Annotated in this window: 27 protein-coding genes; 17 read left to right on the top strand and 10 right to left on the bottom strand. The window is 41.2% G+C overall.

The window, feature by feature from the left end; all coding sequences use genetic code 11:
* The 6 genes from FTV50_RS11320 to FTV50_RS11295 form a co-directional block, all read left to right on the top strand.
* Positions 1-368, top strand: a 368-nt coding sequence (locus tag FTV50_RS11320) for a hypothetical protein (protein WP_180024460.1), incomplete at its 5' end; no start/stop codon positions are given.
* A 61-nt stretch (positions 369-429) separates the two neighbouring features.
* Positions 430-879: a hypothetical protein gene (locus FTV50_RS11315; RefSeq protein ID WP_078189705.1), complete on the top strand. Its 450-nt coding sequence runs from the start codon at positions 430-432 to the stop codon at positions 877-879.
* A gap of 38 nt (positions 880-917) precedes the next feature.
* On the top strand, positions 918-3,560 hold the full coding sequence (topA, locus tag FTV50_RS11310; RefSeq protein WP_180007162.1) for a type I DNA topoisomerase: 2,643 nt from the start codon (positions 918-920) through the stop codon (positions 3,558-3,560).
* A 90-nt stretch (positions 3,561-3,650) separates the two neighbouring features.
* Positions 3,651-4,454: an NYN domain-containing protein gene (locus FTV50_RS11305; protein WP_180024459.1), complete on the top strand. Its 804-nt coding sequence runs from the start codon at positions 3,651-3,653 to the stop codon at positions 4,452-4,454.
* A 1-nt stretch (position 4,455) separates the two neighbouring features.
* Complete coding sequence (locus tag FTV50_RS11300; protein ID WP_180024458.1) at positions 4,456-5,214, top strand: hypothetical protein; 759 nt, start codon at positions 4,456-4,458, stop codon at positions 5,212-5,214.
* A gap of 126 nt (positions 5,215-5,340) precedes the next feature.
* Positions 5,341-5,913, top strand: a complete 573-nt coding sequence (locus tag FTV50_RS11295; protein ID WP_180024457.1) for an HdeD family acid-resistance protein — start codon at positions 5,341-5,343, stop codon at positions 5,911-5,913.
* 78 nt (positions 5,914-5,991) lie between these two features.
* Here the strand turns inward: FTV50_RS11295 and FTV50_RS11290 are convergent, their stop codons facing one another.
* Positions 5,992-6,441 carry a carboxymuconolactone decarboxylase family protein gene (locus tag FTV50_RS11290; RefSeq protein ID WP_180024456.1) on the bottom strand — a complete coding sequence of 150 codons (450 nt, stop codon included), beginning with the start codon at positions 6,439-6,441 and terminating at the stop codon, positions 5,992-5,994.
* 151 nt (positions 6,442-6,592) lie between these two features.
* On the opposite strand from FTV50_RS11290, the gene FTV50_RS11285 reads away from it, so the two are divergent.
* Entirely contained in the window at positions 6,593-7,681 is a 1,089-nt protein-coding gene (locus FTV50_RS11285; RefSeq protein ID WP_180024455.1) for a glycerate kinase, read from the top strand.
* Between the two features lie 65 nt (positions 7,682-7,746).
* Here FTV50_RS11285 and FTV50_RS11280 read toward each other — a convergent pair whose 3' ends face one another.
* Positions 7,747-8,130: a hypothetical protein gene (locus tag FTV50_RS11280; RefSeq protein WP_111884070.1), complete on the bottom strand. Its 384-nt coding sequence runs from the start codon at positions 8,128-8,130 to the stop codon at positions 7,747-7,749.
* Positions 8,131-8,227: 97 nt separating this feature from the next.
* Here FTV50_RS11280 and FTV50_RS11275 point away from each other — a divergent pair, with 97 nt between their 5' ends.
* The 5 genes from FTV50_RS11275 (at position 8,228) to FTV50_RS11255 (ending at position 11,922) form a co-directional block, all read left to right on the top strand.
* On the top strand, positions 8,228-10,216 hold the full coding sequence (locus tag FTV50_RS11275; protein WP_168377891.1) for an ATP-dependent helicase: 1,989 nt from the start codon (positions 8,228-8,230) through the stop codon (positions 10,214-10,216).
* Positions 10,217-10,302: 86 nt separating this feature from the next.
* The gene (locus tag FTV50_RS11270) at positions 10,303-10,554 is read left to right on the top strand and encodes an RNA-binding protein (protein ID WP_078189697.1); all 252 of its coding nucleotides are present in this window, start codon (positions 10,303-10,305) and stop codon (positions 10,552-10,554) included.
* Between the two features lie 42 nt (positions 10,555-10,596).
* Complete coding sequence (locus FTV50_RS11265; RefSeq protein WP_180024454.1) at positions 10,597-10,959, top strand: ASCH domain-containing protein; 363 nt, start codon at positions 10,597-10,599, stop codon at positions 10,957-10,959.
* A 75-nt stretch (positions 10,960-11,034) separates the two neighbouring features.
* Positions 11,035-11,538 carry a DUF6586 family protein gene (locus tag FTV50_RS11260; RefSeq protein WP_180024453.1) on the top strand — a complete coding sequence of 168 codons (504 nt, stop codon included), beginning with the start codon at positions 11,035-11,037 and terminating at the stop codon, positions 11,536-11,538.
* 105 nt (positions 11,539-11,643) lie between these two features.
* On the top strand, positions 11,644-11,922 hold the full coding sequence (locus tag FTV50_RS11255) for a hypothetical protein (protein WP_078192732.1): 279 nt from the start codon (positions 11,644-11,646) through the stop codon (positions 11,920-11,922).
* A 78-nt stretch (positions 11,923-12,000) separates the two neighbouring features.
* On the opposite strand, the gene FTV50_RS11250 is transcribed toward FTV50_RS11255, so the two are convergent.
* The 5 genes from FTV50_RS11250 to FTV50_RS11230 all read right to left on the bottom strand — a co-directional run bounded on the left by FTV50_RS11250 (position 12,001) and on the right by FTV50_RS11230 (position 16,297).
* Positions 12,001-12,243: a hypothetical protein gene (locus FTV50_RS11250; protein WP_180024452.1), complete on the bottom strand. Its 243-nt coding sequence runs from the start codon at positions 12,241-12,243 to the stop codon at positions 12,001-12,003.
* 178 nt (positions 12,244-12,421) lie between these two features.
* Positions 12,422-14,140 (bottom strand): cation:proton antiporter, encoded by a 1,719-nt coding sequence (locus FTV50_RS11245; protein WP_180024451.1) that lies wholly within the window; start codon positions 14,138-14,140, stop codon positions 12,422-12,424.
* 141 nt (positions 14,141-14,281) lie between these two features.
* Entirely contained in the window at positions 14,282-14,437 is a 156-nt protein-coding gene (gene rpmG / locus FTV50_RS11240) for a 50S ribosomal protein L33 (protein WP_001205031.1), read from the bottom strand.
* 12 nt (positions 14,438-14,449) lie between these two features.
* Positions 14,450-14,686, bottom strand: a complete 237-nt coding sequence (gene rpmB, locus FTV50_RS11235) for a 50S ribosomal protein L28 (RefSeq protein ID WP_000048256.1) — start codon at positions 14,684-14,686, stop codon at positions 14,450-14,452.
* A 162-nt stretch (positions 14,687-14,848) separates the two neighbouring features.
* A complete protein-coding gene (locus FTV50_RS11230) occupies positions 14,849-16,297 on the bottom strand; it encodes a coniferyl aldehyde dehydrogenase (RefSeq protein WP_180024450.1) in 1,449 nt (482 codons plus the stop codon).
* 117 nt (positions 16,298-16,414) lie between these two features.
* On the opposite strand from FTV50_RS11230, the gene FTV50_RS11225 reads away from it, so the two are divergent.
* From FTV50_RS11225 to FTV50_RS11205, 5 genes are all read left to right on the top strand, one after another.
* Complete coding sequence (locus FTV50_RS11225; protein ID WP_078192728.1) at positions 16,415-17,116, top strand: TetR/AcrR family transcriptional regulator; 702 nt, start codon at positions 16,415-16,417, stop codon at positions 17,114-17,116.
* A 79-nt stretch (positions 17,117-17,195) separates the two neighbouring features.
* Positions 17,196-18,062, top strand: coding sequence for a formyltetrahydrofolate deformylase (gene purU / locus FTV50_RS11220; RefSeq protein WP_078189689.1), 867 nt, complete (start codon positions 17,196-17,198; stop codon positions 18,060-18,062).
* Positions 18,063-18,272: 210 nt separating this feature from the next.
* Positions 18,273-19,037, top strand: a complete 765-nt coding sequence (locus tag FTV50_RS11215; RefSeq protein ID WP_111884065.1) for a TonB family protein — start codon at positions 18,273-18,275, stop codon at positions 19,035-19,037.
* 30 nt (positions 19,038-19,067) lie between these two features.
* Entirely contained in the window at positions 19,068-19,691 is a 624-nt protein-coding gene (locus tag FTV50_RS11210) for a MotA/TolQ/ExbB proton channel family protein (RefSeq protein WP_078192725.1), read from the top strand.
* Positions 19,691-20,095: a biopolymer transporter ExbD gene (locus tag FTV50_RS11205; RefSeq protein WP_078192724.1), complete on the top strand. Its 405-nt coding sequence runs from the start codon at positions 19,691-19,693 to the stop codon at positions 20,093-20,095. The genes FTV50_RS11210 and FTV50_RS11205 overlap by 1 nt, the downstream gene beginning before the upstream one ends.
* Before the next feature lie 86 nt (positions 20,096-20,181).
* Here the strand turns inward: FTV50_RS11205 and msrA are convergent, their stop codons facing one another.
* From msrA to FTV50_RS11190, 3 genes are all read right to left on the bottom strand, one after another.
* Entirely contained in the window at positions 20,182-20,706 is a 525-nt protein-coding gene (gene msrA, locus FTV50_RS11200; protein WP_180024449.1) for a peptide-methionine (S)-S-oxide reductase MsrA, read from the bottom strand.
* 159 nt (positions 20,707-20,865) lie between these two features.
* Positions 20,866-21,324 (bottom strand): META domain-containing protein, encoded by a 459-nt coding sequence (locus FTV50_RS11195; RefSeq protein WP_180024448.1) that lies wholly within the window; start codon positions 21,322-21,324, stop codon positions 20,866-20,868.
* 84 nt (positions 21,325-21,408) lie between these two features.
* A complete protein-coding gene (locus tag FTV50_RS11190) occupies positions 21,409-22,479 on the bottom strand; it encodes a DUF4105 domain-containing protein (RefSeq protein WP_180024447.1) in 1,071 nt (356 codons plus the stop codon).
* Positions 22,480-22,488 lie beyond the last annotated feature (9 nt).

Raw genomic sequence — 22,488 nt, 5'->3', positions numbered from 1 at the left:
CTGCTGAAACTGCTGAAACTGCTGAAACTGCTGAAACTGCTGAAACTGCTGAAACTGCTGAAACTGCTGAAACTGCTGAAACTGCTGAAACTGCTGAAACTGCTGAAACTGCTGAAACTGCTGAAACTGCTGAAACTATTGAGCAAAAATTGATTGAGATAAGAAATAAATTACTCGCTCATATGGATGTAAATAACCATACTCCTCCTAAATCTTTAAGTGGTTTTACTAGTATTTTAAAGAGATGTTTGCCTGAAGATGATGTTATTAACTCATTAGAATTATTGAGGAAATATAGATTGATAGAGGTTAATAGTAAACGGCAAGTTAGTTATAACCCGATATTGCTAACTAATATTATTCATTAAGCATGCTTGCGTTTTATATTGCGCTTATGCAACTCTAATAAAGGAATATAAAGGTTGTGCTATGGAAAATACTGGAATCTGGGTTACCGTTTTTATTGTGGTCTTTGTACTTGGGTCGATTTTTGGACTTCGAGTAAATCCTAGAGAAAAAGCCTTGGGCATTATGCGCGAGAAGGCGCGTAAGATGGGGCTGCACCCACGTTTAGTGGCTGCACCTGCTTGGACCAAGATTCCAATGGCATCTGAAAAGCGTGCCAGTATGGTGGCGTATTACAGTGTGCTGATTCCAGATGCGCGTTTGCCTTTAATGCGTGCTTTAGTGGTCGATGACAAACTTGAACTGGTGCATGGTGATGACAAGTTCAAGGATTTAGCCATTACATTAAAGGGCATTTATGCTATTGATATGCAGGCAAACTGTGTAGGACTCTATTGGAACGAAGAATCTGACTTAAGAGCCACACAGCTTGATGATATGAAAGCATTTTTACATTCATTGGCTGAACTTTAAATTTTAAAAAACCTATTAAACAGGAATGATGGTTAACTATGGCGAACGCTCCTCGGTCCACATCTAAAAGTACCACAGCAAAATCTGCCGATGCTGGGAAAAAGCGTGCGTTAGTGATTGTGGAATCGCCTGCAAAAGCGAAAACAATCAATAAATATTTGGGCTCTGATTACATCGTGAAATCATCGGTGGGTCATGTCCGTGATTTACCTACAGGCGGCTCGAGTAAAACAGCAGAGAAAAAGCCAGTAACTCGTGCAAAATTAACTGAAGCTGAAAAAGCCAAAAAAGCACAAAAAGCTTTGGTTAATCGTATGGGTGTAGACCCTGAAAATGACTGGAAGGCACAGTACGAAGTCCTACCGGGCAAAGAACATGTTGTTGCGGAACTGAAAAAGCTTGCATCGCAAGTTGACGAGGTCTATCTCGCAACGGATATGGATAGGGAAGGAGAAGCAATTGCTTGGCATTTAAAAGAAGTGATTGGCGGTGACGACTCACGTTATCAACGTGTGGTGTTCAACGAAATTACCAAAAATGCCATCCAAGAAGCGTTTAAACATCCTTCTCGCCTCGATACAGATAAAGTAAATGCTCAACAAGCTCGTCGTTTCCTCGACCGTATTGTGGGCTTTATGATCTCGCCACTCTTATGGGAAAAAATCGCCCGTGGTTTATCGGCAGGTCGTGTGCAATCTGTGGCTGTAAAACTTGTGGTTGAGCGTGAACGTGAAATTCGTGCCTTCATTCCAGAAGAGTTTTGGCAAGTTTTTGCAGATACCAAGTCGAAGAAAGACGATATCCGCTTAGAAGCGGTGAAGCAAAATGGCAAGACTTTAAAACTGCACAATAAAGCTGAAACAGATGCTTTACTGAACTTGATTAAAGATGCCGACTACACAGTTTCAGCACGTGAAGACAAACCAACCAAGGTTAATCCAAGTGCGCCTTACATCACGTCTACACTGCAACAAGCAGCAAGTACACGTTTAGGTTTTTCTGTGAAAAAAACCATGATGTTGGCACAGCGCCTATATGAAGCCGGCTTTATTACTTACATGCGTACAGACTCCACATTCTTGAGTGATGACGCTGTGAATATGGTTCGTGGTCATATTGAAACTGAGTTTGGTCAAAAATATTTACCGGCAAAACCAAACCGTTATGGTAATAAAGCTGGTGCGCAAGAAGCCCATGAAGCGATTCGTCCATCAAATGTAGCGCTAAAAGGCGATAGTTTGGTGGGTGTAGAGCGTGATGCGCAGCGTCTTTATGACCTGATCTGGCGTCAGTTCGTTGCATGTCAAATGACCCCTGCAGAATATTTATCATCAACGATTTTAGTCAATGCCAATGGCGTCGAACTCAAAGCCAAAGGCCGTACACTGGTCTTTGATGGTTTCACTAAAGTGCGTGGCCAAAACAAATCGGATGATGATGTACTGCTACCTGCTGTAAAAGTTGGGGAAGTACTCAAGCTTGAAAAATTAGATCCATCGCAACACTTTACTAAACCACCTGCGCGCTTCACTGAAGCATCATTGGTCAAAGAGCTTGAGAAAAAAGGGATTGGTCGTCCATCGACGTATGCTGCGATTATCTCAACCATTCAAGACCGTGGTTATGTGAAGCTCGATAACCGTCGTTTGTTCGCCGAGAAAATGGGTGAAATCGTGACAGACCGTCTTGATGAAAACTTCAATAACTTGATGAACTATGCATTTACGGCAGATCTTGAAGGTCAGCTAGATAAAGTTGCCGATGGTGATCGTAACTGGAAAGAGTTACTCAATAGCTTCTACGGTGATTTTAAAACACGCTTAACCACAGCTCAGGGTGAAAATGGCATGCGCCGTAATTTACCTGTAGAAGTGGATGCTGTGCACTGTAAAGAATGTGACCGTCCGATGCAAATTCGTACAGGGACTACCGGCGTGTTCTTGGGTTGTTCAGGTTATAACTTACCGCCAAAAGAGCGTTGTAAGGGAACTTTAAACCTGACACCTGTAGAATCATTGGCTGCATTGTCTGACGATGACTCGGCAGAAACAGCAGATTTAATGTCGAAAAAACGTTGTCCAATCTGTGAAACAGCCATGGACAGCTATGTGATTGATGGCGGTCGTAAGTTACATATCTGTGGTAATAACCCAGACTGTGCTGGTTTTGAGCTTGAAGAAGGTGAGTTCAAAATCAAAGGTTATGATGGTCCAACCATTCCGTGCGACAAATGTGATGGCGAAATGCAATTGAAGACAGGCCGTTTCGGTCCTTACTTTGCATGTAATAGCTGTGACAATACACGTAAAGTGTTGAAGAGCGGTCAGCCGGCACCTCCACGTGTAGATCCAATAAAAATGGAACACTTACGCTCAACCAAACATGATGACTTCTTTGTCCTTCGTGATGGCGCAGCAGGTTTATTCTTAGCTGCAAGTAAGTTCCCGAAAGTTCGTGAAACTCGTGCGCCTAAAGTCGCGGAACTACGTTCTGTCGCAGATCAGTTGGATGCAAAATATCAGTTCATCTTGCAAGCGCCGGATGTCGATCCTGAAGGAAACCCAACATTGGTGAAATTCAGCCGTAAGAACCAAGCGCAATATATTGGTTCTGAAAATGCTGAAGGAAAACAAACCAAATGGTCTTTGGTGTACCAAGACGGTAAGTGGGTTGAGGCTTAAGCTTTAAAATCAATAAAATGCTGACTTCGGTCGGCATTTTTTATGTCAGAATTAATCAAAATTTAAATGATAAAAATGATTGGGGGAATAGTGGAAATTCAAACGAAAAAGTTTGCTGTACTCATAGATGCGGATAACTCATCGACCAATGCTATTCCATCTGTGTTGGAAGAGGTTGCAAAATATGGAATCGCAAGTGTTAAACGAGTTTATGGAGATTGGAGCAGCGAAACCTTAAAAAATTGGCGTGAAGTCTTACTTCCTCATGCAATCACACCTGTTCAGCAGTTTGCTTACACAAAGGGCAAAGATGCAACGGATATGATTTTGATCATTGATGCGATGGATTTGCTGTACGCAGGTGCATTGGATGGCTTTTGTATTGTTTCAAGCGACAGTGATTTTACCCCTTTAGCATCTAGAATTCGTGAAAATGGGCTAAGTGTTTACGGTTTTGGAAAAAAGTCGACGCCAGAGGCATTTAAAAAAGCATGTGATAAATTTATTTATGTTGAAAACTTACTGCAAGATAATGAGCTAAAAAATACTGAAGAAGATCTTATTAATTCACCAATTAAAGAAGTCATTGAAAATATAAAAGTAAGTGAACCAAAGCCATCTGTGCAGATTAAAGAGAATACAATCACTGAAATCATTGATAAACCCACTTTAAATTTGATTTATAAAGCTGTGAAAGATAATGCGGATGAAAATGGATGGGCTAATTTAAGTATGGTTGGGCAATATATCAGCGCAGTCAAACCTGACTTTGATTCTAGAAACTACGGTCGAGCAAAATTATCTGGACTAATTAAAACGCTAAATTTATTTGAAACAAAAATAGAAATGAGTCAAATGTATTTAAGAAAGATAAAAAAGCAGAGTACGATTTAAAATGTGGAAAAAAATTCGGGTACTGTGTTTATTGCTGATTTTACTAGTGGTCGCATTCAATGCCTATAAAGACAAAAATCAAGACTGGAGTAAACCGATCTTTGTATTGTTACATCCAATTAATGCAGATGGTCGAGAGAGCACACAAGCTTATATACAGCAGCTCTCTGTCAATGATTTAAATGATGTTCAAAAATATTTACAAGCGACGGCACAGAAATACCGAGGACAACCGACTTATGTGTATTTTAAGTTAGGTCGCGAGCTGAAAGTTTTACCTCCCAAAGTACCCAATGATGCTGGCATGTTGGACGTTATCTTATGGAGTTTGAAATTCCGCTACTATGCTTGGCAGCAGCATGAAAATGTAGACGGGGTTTCGAGTGTCACGCTCTTTCTAAATTATTACGATCCGAACCAAACCAAAGAACTTAAACATTCCACAGCCTTGGAAAATGGTCGAATTGGATCGGTGAATTTATTTGCATCGAATAAACAGACAGCGCAGAATAAAATCGTTTTAGCACATGAGTTATTACACGCTTTTGGTGCAACTGATAAGTATGATTTGGCTACAGGTCAGCCGATTTTTCCTGTCGGTTATGCAGAACCTGAGCGGCAGCCTTTGTTTCCACAAAGCAAAGCTGAACTGATGGCAGGGCATATTCCTACCTCACAGACGCAAAGTAAAATGCCTGAAGATTTAGCTGATACTGTGGTGAATGACGTCACAGCGATTGAAGTGGGATGGAAAAAATAATGTGGATAAAACCTATCTTATCCACAGTCTAAGTCAGCAGTGTGGATAAGATTTGGACTTTTCTTTCATTTTTCTTCATCATGAAGTTGCATAATCCATTGAATAACGAATAACTTGAGAAAAAGCATGAGAACAGTAGGCAACGATTTAATTCGCAGTCAGCTCCATGAAAACCGTAAGTGGTATCTCGGTTTAGGTGCTTTATTGGTGGTCTTCGGATTGGTCCTTTTGGTAGCCTTGCCATTTGCGACACTTACGGTGATTTATATTTTTGGTTTGCTGATGATGTTAGGTGGCGTAATTCACTTCATCGCAGCATTTAAAATTTTTGAAGGCGGCTACCGCTGGTTCTGGGCACTATTTGGTGTGTTGTATTTGGTCGCAGGCTATTATGCATTTACAACGCCTGTCAAAACGGCCATTGTCCTGACCAATTTGTTGGCGATTATTTTGATCATTGCAGGGGTCATTCGTATCTTTAATGCTGTGCTATTTCGAGCATTTCAAGGTTGGGGATGGACACTATTTTCAGGTCTATTGACCTTGATTACGGGTGTGATCATTTTGATGTCGCCTGATGCGCCATTTTGGGTATTAGGATTATTCTTGGCGGTTGATATTTTATTCCAAGGGGTCAACTACCTTACTTTGGCTTCTTATATTCGACGTGAAGTGCCGAAAAGCTCGGCAGAGCAGTAAGCTGCTTGCGGATCTGATAAATAAAAAAAGAGTGCTGAGGCACTCTTTTTTTTATTCACTTTTAATGTGTACAACCCGTTAAGGTTTAACGCTATAGCGGCTACTAATTGCAATTCGGTTCCATGTGTTGATCACAATAGCCAGCCATTCCACGGCACTGATTTGATCATCTGTTAAAAAGGGCAAAGCATCTTCATAAACTGCATCGGGAACTTGGCCTTCGGCAATCAATGTAATTGCTTCGATCAAGCTTAAAGCCGCACGTTCTTTTTCATCGTAGTACGCAGTTTCACGCCATGCATTGAGTAGGCTAATACGTTCAATGCTTTCACCAGTTTTAAGTGCATCTTGTGCATGCATGCGAATACAGAATGCACATTCGTTGATTTGGGATGCACGTAATTTCAGTAAATGGGCTAAACCTTCACTTAGGCCAGACTCATTTATTTTTTGCATTGCCAGTGCATCAAGTTCTGCAACTTTTTTATACAGTTCAGGTGCAGACTGACCTAGGTTGATTCGTGACATTTCGAACCTTTCTGATGTTTTTAGATATACCTGCTATTTTAAAACCGTTATGGTTGAGGACAAGTTTTATTTTGAGCATTTAGATGACCACTTTTGTTCTTGCGCCCGATTCATTTAAAGAAAGTATGAGTGCTCATCATTTAAAGAAAGTATGAGTGCTCAACAAGCCTGTGACGCGATGCAGCGTGCAATTTTAAAGCTCATACCAGATGCAAATGTCATCGCTGTGCCAATGGCAGATGGCGGTGAGGGAACTGTAGATGCGTTACTCAGTGCTTGCGACGGCCAAAAAGTGACGATAGCGCTTACAGGTCCTTTGCCCAATCAACGTGTGACGACGTATTTCGGTTTGATTGACGGTGGAAAAACTGCGGTGATTGAAATGGCAAAAGCCAATGGTATTCATCTTGTCGATATTGTTCAGCGAAATCCTTTATTGACGTCAACTTATGGTACGGGCGAAATGATCAAGGCTGCTCTAGACTTCGGAGTAAGTAAAATTATCATTGGCTTGGGTGGGAGTGTGACCAATGATGGCGGTGCAGGTATGGCGCAGGCCTTGGGGGCGCAATTTTTAGATGAAAATGGCTTCGAAATAGCAGTTTGTGGTGGTTATCTGGATCAAATTAACAGTCTTGATTTGACGCAGCTCGACTCACGTTTAACGTACACAGAGATCATCATTGCCAGCGATGTCATTAATCCACTATGTGGTGATAATGGCGCATCCCATATCTTTGGCCCGCAAAAAGGCGCAACGCAGGAGATGGTGCGTCAGTTAGATCAGAACCTCAGTCATTATGCTAATGTCGTTGAAGCGACACTGGGTTGTACTTTACGTGATGTAGTAGGTGCAGGCGCTGCTGGTGGATTAGGTTTTGGGTTGATGGCTTTTGCAGGTGCATCGATGCAATCAGGTGTGGAATTGGTCATTGAACAATGTCAGTTGAATGAAAAAATAGCACAGGCAGATTATGTGCTGACAGGTGAAGGGAAAATTGATCATCAAACTAAGTTCGGTAAAACGCCATTTGGTGTGGCGCAAGTTGCAAAAAAGTTTAATAAACCTGTGATCGCCTTTACTGGTCTAGTGGGTGAGGGGATAGCAGAACTCTATGATTTAGGTTTCACACAGATTGTTGGGATTAATCCACCAGATTGTAAGTTGGAAGATGCATTAAAAAATGCGGAACTAAATTTGGAACATTGCTGTCGAAATGTGATGAGATGTTTGAAATAAAAATCAAGGTAAAATTTATGAATGCATCTAGCGAGTTTTAGGATAATCATAGTTAGAAAATATGATTAATTTGGTTGAGAATCTTTGCAATATTTTTCCATTGGTTTTTGATTTTTTGGAATTATATTTTCAATGTTTTTTATATTTTCTATTGCATTTTCTTTTGCCCGTTTCGCTTTTAATAATTCAGAATTCTCTGAAGCAATTTCATATTGTGCTTTACTCATTTTATAAGTTGCACATAAATTATCGGATATAAGCTTATGATTGCCAGAAATTAGAGCTACAGCTAGATCATCATGGAGTTGAATTCCTTTCTGATTATTTTTACTTATCAAGTGATCAAATTCAGTTTGAGTCAATTTTTTTGCGTAAGATGGATGATTTGTAAATATTAAAAGTAATAAAACTGGCTGAAGGAAATGGCTAATTAGCTTAAAATTTTTCATAAACTTATCTTTTTCTAGTTGTAATTTTGATCCTACATTAACATGTATTTTTTTTCAATCTGCTAAACTATACCTATCCATGAAATGATGAGAAACCATGAGTTTAGCCAACCTGATTGATGAATTAAATCCTCAACAAAAACAAGCCGCAACAACAGAAGCACAGCATAGCTTGGTTTTGGCAGGAGCAGGTTGTGGTAAAACCAAAACCATCGTGGCGCGTGCTGCCTATTTAATTGATCAAGGCGTGCCTGCCAATCAAATTCAAATTTTGACTTTTACTCGCCGTGCTGCCAGTGAAATTGTCGCTCGTGTGGAGTTGGCTCTAGGTGAGCAAGCCAAAGGGTTACGTGCATCAACCTTTCATACCTTTTGTATGTACCTCTTGCGCCGTATTCCAAAAGCCTTTGGTCTAGAACAGTTTTCGATTATTGATCGTGATGATCAACTCATGATGTTCCGCCTGATTCGTGGCCGTGATGATAAGAAAAACCCCAATCACTTACCCAAGCCAAAAGAACTCTGTGACCTATATTCTTTTGCGCGGAATACGCGTCAAAAACTCAGCATTGCCATGGAAAAGCAAATGCCTGAGTACTTTGCGTTAAAAGATCAAATCGCGGATATCATGAAAGAATACGAAGCTCGTAAACGTGCGCGTAGTTTTTTAGATTATGACGATATCTTGGCGATTGTGGCGAAAGCCTTGGCGGAATCAGATGGACTGGTCGATTATGTCGCTTCAATTTGTCGCCACATGTTGGTTGATGAAATGCAGGATACCAATCCGCTGCAATGGGCGTTACTTGAGCCACTAAAAGAACGTGTCAGCTTGTTCTGTGTCGGCGATGATGCACAGTCCATTTACGGCTTCCGTGGTGCAGACTTTGAAAATATTCATCATTTCAAAGAGCGTGTACCCGACGCACAGATTTTCAAACTCGAAAAAAATTATCGTTCAACCCAAGAAATTTTAGATCTGTCGAATTGGTTGTTGGATGAAAGTGAAATTAAATATGACAAACGCCTAGATGCCTATCGTGGTGAAGGGATTAAGCCGAAAATGCATATTTTCCCGAATGAGTTTGATGAAGCCAAATGGATTGCCATTGATATTAAAGAGCGCCATTACCTCGAAGGCAGCAAATGGTCGGATCATATGGTGCTTGTGCGTTCAAGCTTTGCTGCTCGTCATATTGAAGCGGCCTGTATTGCCGCAAACGTGCCGTATCGCTTTATTGGCGGCATGAAATTACTTGAAACAGCCCATGTAAAAGACTTACTCAGTGTATTGCGTGTAGTGGCCAATCCTTTAGATGATATTGCATGGATGCGCTTTTTAACCTTGTGGAATGGTGTGGGTGATGTAGGTGCGAGTAAGTTATCGCAGCAGATTTTACTCGAGCCAGAAATGCAAGCCATTGCAACCAAGTTGGAAAAGTTTGGCAAAGTACCTGATCAAGCGATTCTGATGATGAAGCAAATGTCGGTGTTGAAAGATCAAGTCAAAGAATGTGTAAGCTTGGCTGTTCAAGCGATTTCTGAGCAGCTGGAAGAAAACTATAAAAAAGATTGGAACCGCCGTGTCGGGGATTTTGATTTGGTGAAACAACTGGCATCAAAGCATACACAGCTCAGTGAATTTCTTGAAGAGTATGTGCTCGATCCTGTGTCTATTTCTGAAATTGAACGGCAATCAGATAGTGATGTCGTGACTTTAATTACCATTCATTCGGCAAAAGGAACGGAGCAAAAAGTCTGTTATGTGGCGAATGTCACACCAGGGCAATATCCGCATGCACGTGCCCAAGGTAATTTCGATGAAGTGGAAGAAGAACGTCGGGTGTTATATGTGGCGCTGACACGTGCGCAAAATGAATTGATTTTGACTAAGCAAAACTTGAACCACTGGGCGCGTGAAACTGTCGATGAGCAAGGGCGTAAAGTAGAAAGTTACTTTATGAATGATTTAACTCGAAACCTATGTAGTTTGGAAACACATTATAAAACCCGTCAGCAAACCGTAAAAAGTGCGTTAATCGAAAGAAAATCGATTAATTTAGATTTTGGTATCGATCTCGATTAAAATAGATTTTTGACGTGATTTACACGCAAGTTAAAAAGCAAAATAGACAAATGCTTTTTGATGATGCTGTCTATTTGGAAGATTGAATGAAAATTTTAGTACGTAACTTAGAGCGTTCAGTTACTGAAGCAGAATTGGTTGAACTGTTTAAACCATTTGGCGCAGTAGAGTCTGCTGTTGTTGTTATGGATGCAAGCACAGGTAAATCGAAAGGGTTTGGTTTTGTCGAAATGCCAAATGGTCGTGAAGCTGTAAAAGCGATTAAAGGCCTGAATACTTTGAAAGTCAAAGGTGCGGGTATTCGCGTAAAAGCGGCTGAAGATAAGCCTAAAGCATAAATTTAAAAAGGAGCGTTACGCTCCTTTTTTTATCAGTGATCTATGAAAAAATGCTACTCGGCTTTGTCGATTGTTGCGCCATCTGGTTCGAACATTGCTTGTGGGCTTAAAACGCTTGAAGTCCGCTCATGGCAGCCCGAACATTTGCCTTTAAAAGATTTAGTGATCGTGGAAAATCAACGCTACTTACATGAAAGCGGAGATGAAGATATTGGACGTGCAGTGGCGATGGTCGATGTATATGACGTTCATGCATGGACTGAAACAGAGGTAGACCAAGCGCAGGCGACATATTGGGCAGCAGGGTACTGGGCTTGGCGTCTGGAAAATATCAGGATGATTGATTGGGATATGCCTGTTCCTGCCAAGCGTGACATTTATTTAATTGAAATCGATCATCCATAATATTTATTGTGAATTTCCTAAAAATCCGTTTAAGCTTATTCATGTAGAAAAACGCCAAAATTTAGGGAATTGTTCATGTCTCGTGTTGCTCGCTTTCATGCTGATCGTACCAATCAAAAGTTATATTTTACCCGTCTTGCATGTCAGCAAGCCGAGCAGACTGATCATGTTCAACAAGCTCAGGCTTATCGCGAAGCAGCAGTTTTTCATTTGCATGGTGCAGTACTTGCGTTTTTACAAGAGTTGGTGCGTTACTATCGTTTAAATGATCCTGCGCCCACGTTAAAGTCGATTGAAACGCTGATGGCTGAAAAAGGTCAGATATCACCTGAAGTGACTGTTATGCAGCAATTGGCAAAGCAGGGTTTTATTGCAGAGCTGAAACGTGCACATCGTATGTGTCAGTATGCACCTGAACCGTCTGCACCAGAGCCAGAAGATGAAACATCTTCAAATTTAATTATTAAAGTTACCCAAACACCGCAAGCATGGTTACCAGATACCGCTATTTTGCGTGAATGGCATCGTGATCTAACTCAATTAATTGATGGATTTCGTAACGAGATGGTGGAGTTCTAATCGGACTATTGCTACTTGAAATAAATTTATTTAACCCGATATAAGATTATCTAAGTAATACAAAGTGCAGATGCCTTTATCACCATGTTGCGCATGGAGGGATATATGTCTATAGAACAGTTGAAAGAACTCTTTGGGAACCAGGAAGCAATTTTAGAGCTGGTTCAATTGGAAGGTGGTGAGTTGGCATTGCGTAATGCAGGCTCAGAAAAAGAGCCTTTGGTGACTATCCAATTCAATGAAGAATTACGCAATATTTTGGGCGATCAAATGAGTGTGATCGCTCAGCAAATGATTCAGGCTGCATTGTTTGGTCTGTTAGAAAAACAAGTGGATGAATGGCATGCCGAAGTGGTTGATGAAAAGCCAAAATATATGAGCTAATCATATAGCTGCTGATTTTGTGGATCATGTTGATGAAAACGCACCTTTTGGTGCGTTTTTTTATACTCAAAATGGCACTTAGACTTTGCTCAGTTCAGCAGGTGAGATCAGCATCGAACCTAAAAATACAATGAAGACCCCGATGAGCTGTAAGAAAAATGGATTTTTGGCATCTTGCCAATACAAAATCAGAAAGACGATGGAAATGGGATAAAACAATAGACAGCCTAGACCCCATAAAATACTGGTTTTAAATGCAGCGATGAGAAAGCCCAGACCGCCAATTAAAATAATGGCAAAGCCTAAATAGAGAATGAACATGTTTATCTTGGTTTGAAGTTTTTAAAATGATACTTTGTTTGGTGCTCATTTTATCAATATGTTTTTTAAATTCAATTATTTGTGATTTTAATATTACTGAATTATATCAGTTTAAAAAAAGGCGATGCTTTAATGCATCGCCTTTTGGGTATTGCCCCTAAGCGTTTTATTTAGGCATTTAGTGTGTCGGTGTTTGGTGATGGGCAATTTGGATTTGATTTAAAATATGATTGCTCATATTTTTCGCCATTTCCTCTTTGGCATAATAAACCTCACCGATATTGTCACGACGAATGACTTCAGCTTCTTCTTTACTTTCAGCACAAACCAATACTTGGATAGACGGATTCAGCATTTTGGCAATATCGACAATTTTATGAATATCTAAAATATCCATAGGTGAAATGACCAAAAGGCGTGCGTGTTGAATATGGGCTTGAATTAAAACACCCGGTTCTGTTGCTACACCAGATACCGCAGCGATGCCTTTTTCCCGCAAGTTTTCCACGATTTCACGGTTTTCTTCAGCAATAACCACTTTAATGTTTTCATTCATTAATTCGCGAGTAATACGACGACCGACTTCACCATGACCAATCAGCACCACCTGATCACGCAGATAATCCTGTGAGACCTCATCCGGCAACATGGCCAATGGGTCACTACTACGTTCCAGTAAACGGGCCAAATTCGAGCGCTCACGGATGAGTCGCTGCATAGGCTCGATTGCAGAAAATATAAATGAATTCAGCGTAATCGAGATTAAAGCGCCTGCCAGTATCAGATTTTGACCTTCCATTGAAAGGAGATTTAGAGATACACCTAAGGTCGCCAAAATAAATGAGAACTCACCAATCTGCGCCAAACTCGCCCCAACGGTTAATGCGGTATTGATGGGGTAACGGAAGAACAACACCAACGCCATTGCAGCGATGGTCTTACCAATCATGATAATGCCGACTACTGCTAAGACGTGAAGCGGTTGTTCAATCAAGATCCGTGGATCAAACAGCATGCCGACGGAGACGAAAAACAAAATCGAAAAAATTTCACGAAGCGGAAGGGTTTCTTCTTCTGCACGGTGACTAAAGTCAGACTCTTTGACCACCATACCGGCAAAAAATGCGCCCAGTGCCATGGATACACCAAATACCTTGTAGGCACCAAAGGCAATAGACACAGCTGCTGCAACCACGGTAAGCGTGAATAATTCACGTGAGCCTAAGCGTGCAACCACTTGCATAATCATTGGCACTAAGCGTTTACCAATGATCAGCATGAAGGCAATAAAGCCTGCCACTTTGAGTAAGGTAATACCAAGGGTGAGCCAGATATTTTCATCTGCACTACTTTCTGTGAGTGGCTGTCCACCAAGCAATACTGCTGTGGCAGGGAGTAAGACCAGAACCAAGACCATGACCAGATCTTCAACCAAGAGCCAGCCTACAGCAATTTTACCATTCACGGAGTTAAGTAAGCCTCGGTCACCGAGAGCCTTGAGGAGAACCACCGTACTTGCACACGACAAACTTAAGCCAAACACTAAGGCTGAGCCCATGCTCCAGCCCCAAAGCATGGAAATTCCCATACCCAGTAAGGTCGCCACTGCAATTTGTAAAATGGCACCGGGCAAAGCAATACGACGGACTTGCATCAAATCATTGAGTGAAAAGTGCATACCCACGCCAAACATCAGGAACATGACACCGAGTTCGGCCAACTGGTTAGCGAGATGGATGTCACCAACTACTCCAGGCGTATTTGGGCTAATAATAATACCGGCAATCAGATAGCCGATGAGGGGAGGAAGTCGCAGGCGCGCAGCTATATAGCCAAAAATTAAGGCAAAACCAAAGCCAACAGCAAGTAATATTATAAGTTCTACATCATGAGGCACTAAAAACTCCTTAAGCCTAAGTTAAGGGTAAAAAAGACAAGCACAAAAAGTGCCAAAAGCATTTTGAAAGTTTAGCAATTCGAATAAAAAAAATGCAAAAAAAAACGACCTAAGCAGGTCGTTTTTTTCAAAAAACTAAAATTATTTGATTTTAGCTTCTTTGAAAATTACGTGTTGACGGATTTTTGGATCAAATTTTTTGATTTCCATTTTTTCCGGCATAGTACGTTTGTTCTTAGTGGTAGTGTAGAAATAACCTGTACCAGCAGAAGAAACTAGGCGAATTTTATCACGCATGTTCGTAGCTCCTTAGATCTTTTGACCTTGAGCACGTAGGTCAGCAACAACCTTTTCGATGCCCAATTTGTCGATAATACGCATACCTTTAGTAGTTAGACGAAGACGTACGAAACGTTTTTCGCTTTCTAACCAAAAACGGTGGTGATGCAGGTTCGGCTCGAACCGGCGTTTAGTTTTGTTGTTGGCGTGTGAGACGTTGTTACCAACGACTGGACGCTTGCCGGTAACTTGGCAAACCTTAGACATGGTGTAACTCCATTGATTTAGCCAACAGCAAATCTGTATGGCCAGTCAAAAAAAACATTGAATTCATTCAAGGGGCGTTTTATATCAAAAATGCGCTTAAAAGACAAGCGATTTTGCATAAAACGAACGATCACCTAGTGTGATCGTTCATGCCTTGATCGTTTATCGAAGAAGTGTCTTCGAAATCAGTTTGTGGATCGGCTTATTGAACGGTGGAAGAATGAATTTCAAACTATAGAGTTTTGGATTCGACATCACCGAGCGTTCATGCGACAAACTGAAGAAACCTTCTGGACCATGATATTTCCCCATACCCGAAGCCCCCACACCGCCAAACGGCAGGTCATCTTGAGCAACATGGGTTAATACCGTGTTTTGTCCGAAATGTCCTGAATGGGTACGTGTTGCGACATAGTCGGCACGTGCCTGATCAAAGTCGAAATAGTATAAAGCAAGTGGACGAGGACGGCTATTAATAAAAGCAATAACCTCGTCAATTTGATCATATTCCATGATCGGAAGGATCGGACCGAAGATTTCTTGCTGCATAATTTGCATGTCTGGAGTGACACCAGTTAAAACCGTAGGTGCAATTTTACGTACAGCATCCACATCTTCATTTTGTGGGTTAAAACTGATGATTTGTGCGCCTTGATCACGCGCATCTTCTAAATAACCTTGTAGGCGGTTGTACTGCTTGTCATTAATAATCGAGGTGTAGTCCTGATTATGGGCAATACTTGGGTACATGGCTTCAACGCACACTTTATAGTGATCTAAAAATTCAGCCGTTTTACCCCGAGGTAAGAACACATAGTCAGGTGCAACACAAGTTTGACCTGCATTCCAAAGTTTACCAACAGCAAGACGCTGTGCGACATCTGCTAGGTCAATAGACGGATGAACCAATACAGGTGACTTTCCGCCTAATTCTAAAATCACCGGAACTAAGTTTTCAGACGCTGCCGCCATGACGGATTTACCGACATTGGTCGAGCCAGTAAAAATCATTTTGTCGAAGGCAAGGTGACTAAACGCATCTGAAATTGGGCCACCACCGTTGACGACTGCGACCAATTCTTGAGGAAATGCTTCTGCGAGAGCTTTTTCTAGCACATCACCGAATGCCGCAGAGGCACTCGAAATTTTGATCATGGCATGGTTGCCCGCAGCTAAAGCACAAATCAGTGGGCCTATAGAAAGAAGCAGTGGGTAGTTCCATGGCGTAATAATGCCGACGACACCAAGTGGTTGATATTGCACCCATGCTTTTGCAGGTTGATGAATAATTCCGACATGGCGTTTGGATGGTTTCATCCAGTCTGTCAAATGCTTGCTATAATATTTGATGTGCTCAAGACAGGTAAGTAACTCACCAATCTTGGTTTCACCAATAGAACGGTTACCATAGTCTTGATTAATTGCATCAGCAAATTGATCTTGATACTTAACTAAGATACGCTTAAGCCGAGCCAAACGGTCTATACGTTCCTTCGCTGTAGGCAATGGGTAACGTAAATATGCTTGTTTCTGCTGTTCCAACATATTGTTGAGATGCTGGTGATCAAAAGAATGTGGTGTCATTGAAGTTGTTTTTGTTTGACTATTCATGTCGCACGACCATATCCAAATTAGCGATTAATTAATTTTTTAGAGCAAATACTCTAAATAGTCAAGTTACTTTATGTGTTAGTGTTCTAATGCTTTGAAATAAATGGTTGTTTTAGGATGTCTCACACCAAAACCTTAAAAACGAAAGAACGTATTTTGCAGCTGAGTTTGCAGTTGTTTAATGAGCGTGGCGAGCGTTCAGTGACAACCAATCATATTGCTGCTGAACTGGGAATGAGTCCTGGTAACTTGTATTACCATTTCCGAAATAAAAGTGAAATTATTAAGGAATTAATGGAGCAATATCAGCATGAAACGCTAGAAATGTTAGCGCTTCCTGATGATCGTCAGCTTGATGCCAATGATAAAATTCGCTATTTCCAAGTGTTAAGTAGCCAATTATGGGCTTATCGCTTTTTACATCGTGATGTTTATCACTTGGTCGAAAATAATGAAGATTTCCGCAAAATGTATCCACGTTTTGCCGGTCAAGTTATGCAACAAGGGCAGAAAATTTATCGTGCTTTTGTCGATGCAGGCTTAATGCAGATGACCGATTCTGAAATTGAGGCCTTAACCATTAACTTGTGGATCGTGCTGACCAACTGGACCAACTTCCTTTATATGTCGGGCCATATTACTGACTCCAACACTTTGGAAGAAAAGTGGGTGTGGCAAGCACTGCGACAAATGGTGTTCTTAGAAGGCGCATATCTACGTGGTGAAAGCCGTGAAACCTATGAGCGACTGCTCGAAACTTTAGGGCCGTCGGACTTATTTGCAAGTCTTTCAAACGTAAAGCATCAGGTTACTGAATAAGACTATTTAGTCTGGCTTTAAAAAGCGTTAGAATACTCGGCTCTTTTTTCAATTTAACTGATTAGTGATATAAACCAACATGAATATGTCGACCGCTAACACAGCACGCTTACTCATTACCTGTGAAGATAAACCAGGGATTGTGCAAGCTGTATCGAGCTTTTTGTATCATCAGGGAGCAAATATTACCGCACTTGATCAATACGCGACTGAAGCTCAAGGGGGGCGATACTTCATGCGTGTTGAGTTCGAATTGGACAATTTACAAAGCCGTAAAGAAAGTCTAACTCAAACATTTGCGAGCAATGTTGCTGAGCGTTACAACATGCACTGGCGTTTAGCTTTAGTCAGTGATGTGAAGAAAGTCGGTATCTTGGTGTCTAAAGTTGACCATGCATTGCTTGAACTGTTATGGCGTCATGCACGTGGTGGTTTGCCATGTGAAATCACCAAAGTCGTGTCTAATCACGAGGCTTTACGTGAATCTGTAGAAAATTTCGGTATTCCGTTTGAAGTTGTTCCTGTGAACAAAGAAAATAAACGCGAAGCTTATGAGCAAATTGATCAATTGATGCAAGGCAATGATTTATTGGTTCTTGCTCGTTATATGCAAATTTTAGACGAAGAATTTGTTCAAAAATGGGAAATGAAAGTGATCAATATTCACCATTCATTCCTCCCAGCCTTTGTTGGTGCGAACCCATATAAACAAGCGCATGAAAAAGGTGTGAAGTTGATTGGTGCGACAGCGCACTATGTGACTGCTGATCTTGACCAAGGGCCGATTATTGAGCAAGACGTAGAGCGTGTAAGTCACGACTTTACTGTTGAGCAATTGCGTGAGTTAGGTCAGGACGTAGAGCGTAATGTGCTCGCACGTGCAGTCAAATGGCATCTTGAAGATCGTATTATTGTCGATGGTAATAAAACTGTTGTATTTCAATAAAACGAGATGAATTTTTGAATAAAAGGGCATACTTTAGGTATGCCTTTTTTATATTATGATTAAAAAAAGTCATTAAAACTGACGAATTAATAGTTGCAAATGAAAACACTTCTCATTTATTATTACCGTACTTTAATTGTGCTAACCGATGAGCATGATTGTATTTTTGACAAAATAAATGCAATCGCTTCTTCAAGGTAACTGAGTTTAATGAGTCAATCTCCCGCTCCAATGATGCAATCACCTAACCCGATGAAAAAGAAAATCATTACTGCGCTTCTCGCTGTTGTGGTAGGGCATATGGGGGTATTGTGGGCGGTCAGCAATATGAAAGCACCAGAACTTAAACCGATCGAAAAAGATCCGATTAAAGTTCGCTTTGTGAAGATTGTTGAAGAGAAAAAACCAGAACCTCCGAAGCCAAAACCAGAACCGAAGAAAGAGCCACCAAAGCCAAAAGAAGTTAAAATTGTAGATAAGCCTTTACCACCTCCACCGAAGAAAGTGGAAAAAGTGGAACAGGTGAAAAAGAAAGATGCGCCGAAACCAACTGTTGAAGCGGTCAAAAACGTACCACCAACACCTGTTGTTTCAACTGTGGTTTCTGAAACGAAAGTCGTTCGTGTTGAACCAACACCTCCGGCACCTGTTGCACCACCACCTGCGCCTCCAGCACCACCTGCGCCACCGACACCTAAAACAGTCAGCATTGGTAATGGTGTCAGTTGGATTAAGAAACCGAATGTTCAATTTGAAGATGGTGAATTAAAAGCGTCGTGTACAGTTGAAGTTGCGATTGCAGCAAGTGCTGAAGGTAAAGTCGAATCAGCAACGATTAAAAACTCGACTTGTGGCGCTGCTGTAAACCGTAAAGTGACTGCTGCAGTGAAGCGTGCACGTTTATCCAAATATATTGATAATGGTGTGGCAACTCCGACGCGAGTTGATCAACCATTCAACTTTAAACTTAATTAAGATTCCGGCTAACCCATTAGGAGTTCGAATATGAACTTTTCAGTTTATTGGCAACATGCAGATGCAGTCAGCAAAACACTGTATTTCGTGTTACTTGCAATGTCGATTGCGACTTGGACGATCTTCGTTCTTCGTATTATGGGCACACGTCAGCTCAAGCAAGTGGCATATAACCACCTTGCAGATGCACTAAGCAAACTGAAAGCGAAATTTGCTCCTTTAGCTTTTGAACAACGTAAGGCTGTGGCAGAACAAGCATTACTACGTCAAATTTCGGTAGAAAAAGCTAATGCTGAAAAAGGCGTATCTGTATTGGGTACGATTGCTTCAATTGCACCGTTCGTAGGTTTGTTCGGTACTGTGTGGGGTATTTTTCATGCCCTTGTAGCAGTAGGAAAAAGCGGTCAAGCAGGTCTTGCACAAGTAGCAACACCAGTCGGTGAAGCCTTGATCATGACGGGTCTTGGTTTGGCTGTGGCGATTCCTGCGGTTTTGGCTTATAACATCTGTGTTCGTTTTAATCGTACACTTTCGAATGAATTGCAAGATCAAGCGCATGGTTTATTGATTGATACTATGTTGCAACAAGAATCTGCAGCGAAGAAAGAAGACGTGAAAACTGCACAGCAAAGTTTAGCTGGAGGTCAAGCTTAATGGCTTTTCAATTGGGTGAAGACAACGATGCTGGCATGAATGAGATGAACCTCATTCCGCTCATCGATATTATGTTGGTATTGATGATCATCTTCTTGGTGACTGCGACTGTTGCCAACCCATCAATTCCATTAACCTTGCCACAAACGACTGCAGAAGTGATTGATCTGCCAACTGAAAGCGTAACCATCAGCATTAACTCAGCGGGTGATATCGCTTGGAATGGTGATATTGTCACGCTCGAAGATTTAGAAAGTCGTCTAAATACAGCTGGTCAGCAAGAACGTAAGCCTGCATTGGTATTAAAAGCCGATAAAGAATCACGTTATGACACAGTTGCACAAGTGATGTCGCGTGCGAGTGGAGCCGGACTCAGCGATATCGCCTTTGCCAGTGATAACTAAGCACTGAGCAAAGATAACTAAAAAAAGCGACTGAAATGTCGCTTTTTTTATGTCTCTATTTTGAAAATAGATGCCGTTTAATTAGATCACTCAGATTTGAGTAGGTCTTGAAATTTGCTACGTAATTTCATGAGTTTAGGTGGTATTGAGAAATTACAATAACCTTGGTTTGGGTTACGTGCAAAGAAGTTTTGATGATATTCTTCGGCAGGGTAGAAGGTCGGCATTGGACTCAGTTCAGTCACGATATTGATGCCTTCAGCTTTTAATTCTTCAATACGTTGTTCAGCCAGCTGCTTTTGTGATTCGTCCTGATAGAAAATCACTGAGCGATACTGTGTACCGACATCATTGCCTTGACGGTTCAGCGTGGTTGGATCGTGAGTTGCGAAAAATACATCTAGCAATTGGCTAAAACTGATTTGGCTGTCATCAAAATTGATCTGAATGACTTCTGCATGTTGGGTGTTTCCCTCACAGATTTGCTCATAGCTCGGATGCTGAGTAACTCCCCCTGCATAACCACTGACGACTGTTTGCACGCCCTTTAGTTGTAGAAAAACTGCTTCTACACACCAAAAGCACCCACCACCAAATACCGCTTGTTGCATAGTGAAATCCTATCTTGTTCCCTGATGTTTAATATGGGGTTATAGCTAAAAACTGCAATGTACGTCTGTATACTAATCACAAGTTTATGTGCATTAAATGTCTCTGGCATGACTGAACAGTGAATAAAAAAGTCTGCCGAAGCAGACTTTTAAAATGATTTAACGCGGTTGAACAGCGCTTTCATATTGAATTAATAAATTGCCGTGACGGTCTAGCAATTTCAAGGTTTTTCCAAAAACTTGATAATGCGTTACCTTTTCGAGTGCTGCATGGTACTGTCGCTCTAGCCCATTGTTATTGAGACAAGCCATTTGTGTCGCAGCAATCGGGCCAAACGTTATGGTGTCTTTGCCAGCATTATAGCCACCCATTATACGATTACAGCCGTCTGCACCTGAGACACGTTTTGAAGCCGCATCGAATTGAATGCTTGGAATATTCTGCGCATTGGGTGCTGTTTTGATTGGAGTGTTGCCAATCTGAGTGGCAATCCAAGTACGATTGTGTAATAGGTTTAAATTTTCAGTTATGGTGTTGTCTTGTGCAGGCATGCTTTCACAGCCTGTCACCACTAAAGTTGAAACCAAAGTTGCAGCAACAAATATTTGTTTTAGCATCGGAATTTCCCCGTGGAAGCATTTCAACTATCTAAGCAAATATCGCACAGATAAGCTAGCCATATTTGTATCATTATTTAAGAATTACAATTGATTGGCGCTTGGATTTGAATGTGAATGCGGCAAACCTTGTCGAATTAATTTGGAATATTGTTCACTGCTCAGTTGCTTGATTTGAGAGACACGAGGGTTAACATGGGCTTTTTGATACCATGTTTTCATATCCCAATTTTGGTCTATGGCATGGAGGTCATACAAATAATTCGGCAAATAACCGGATGCAAATAAGCGGTAATCGGTTGGAAGTTGATGTTTGGAAACCGCTTGAATCATGTCAAACACCAGTGTTGTACAATTACTGGTGAGCGTGTTGTACCATTTAGGTTGAGTCCGCAGTTCATCAGCTTTATGGAGATATTCTACAAACAGCGCCTGCATTTCAGATTTTGGCATGTTTACGGGGAAGAAATAGACCTGTTCACCACGTGTATTGCTACGGGTATAGATGATATCTTTTTCATCAGATGCAATAAGGCTCAGTTCATATTTACGGAAAAAACCACCAATCGCAGAGAATTCTTCGTTTTTCTCTTTGCGAATTTCAATCGAAAACGTCAGCGGTGGTCGGTCAGCAAAATCAAAACTGACCAGTGTATGGGCAATTTGCGGCCCCATCCAATACGAGGTAATGATGTTGACGCCATTGATTTGACTCAGGTCATATTGGCGGGTTTCCCAGTGCGGAGTATAGCTGCCATCGGCATGCCAGTCGAAATTACGCACATTATGTAAGGTGACGAGATTGCCTTGCTTTTCATAATGTAGAATTTCAGCTACTTCAGGATTCCATTCACGATCTTGGCGTGCCTCCATGCCAAAATACCAAAATAGACCACAGATAAAGCCCGCAATATAAATCAAGACATCTTTACGACGGCTAAAAAAGTGTTGGGTAATATAGATGCCTAAAATGCTTAGAGCAAAAGCGATCCAGATTCCAATGATAATGCGGCTGCCTAACCAGCCTGCCGGTTGCTGTATCCACAGGGCGGCACAGAGCCAAATCGAAGAACAGAGGACAAACACACTAAATAGAGCATGAAGAATACTTCGCCCTATTTTTTTGAACATTGCTCGTTGGTCACTCTGTTGCATATTTTTCTT

Source organism: Acinetobacter sp. YH1901134 (genome assembly GCF_013416965.1).
In the GTDB taxonomy this organism is placed as follows: Bacteria; Pseudomonadota; Gammaproteobacteria; order Pseudomonadales; family Moraxellaceae; genus Acinetobacter; species Acinetobacter amyesii.
The sequence above is the reverse complement of the archived record's forward strand: the minus strand, read 5'-3'. Positions and strand labels throughout refer to the sequence as shown.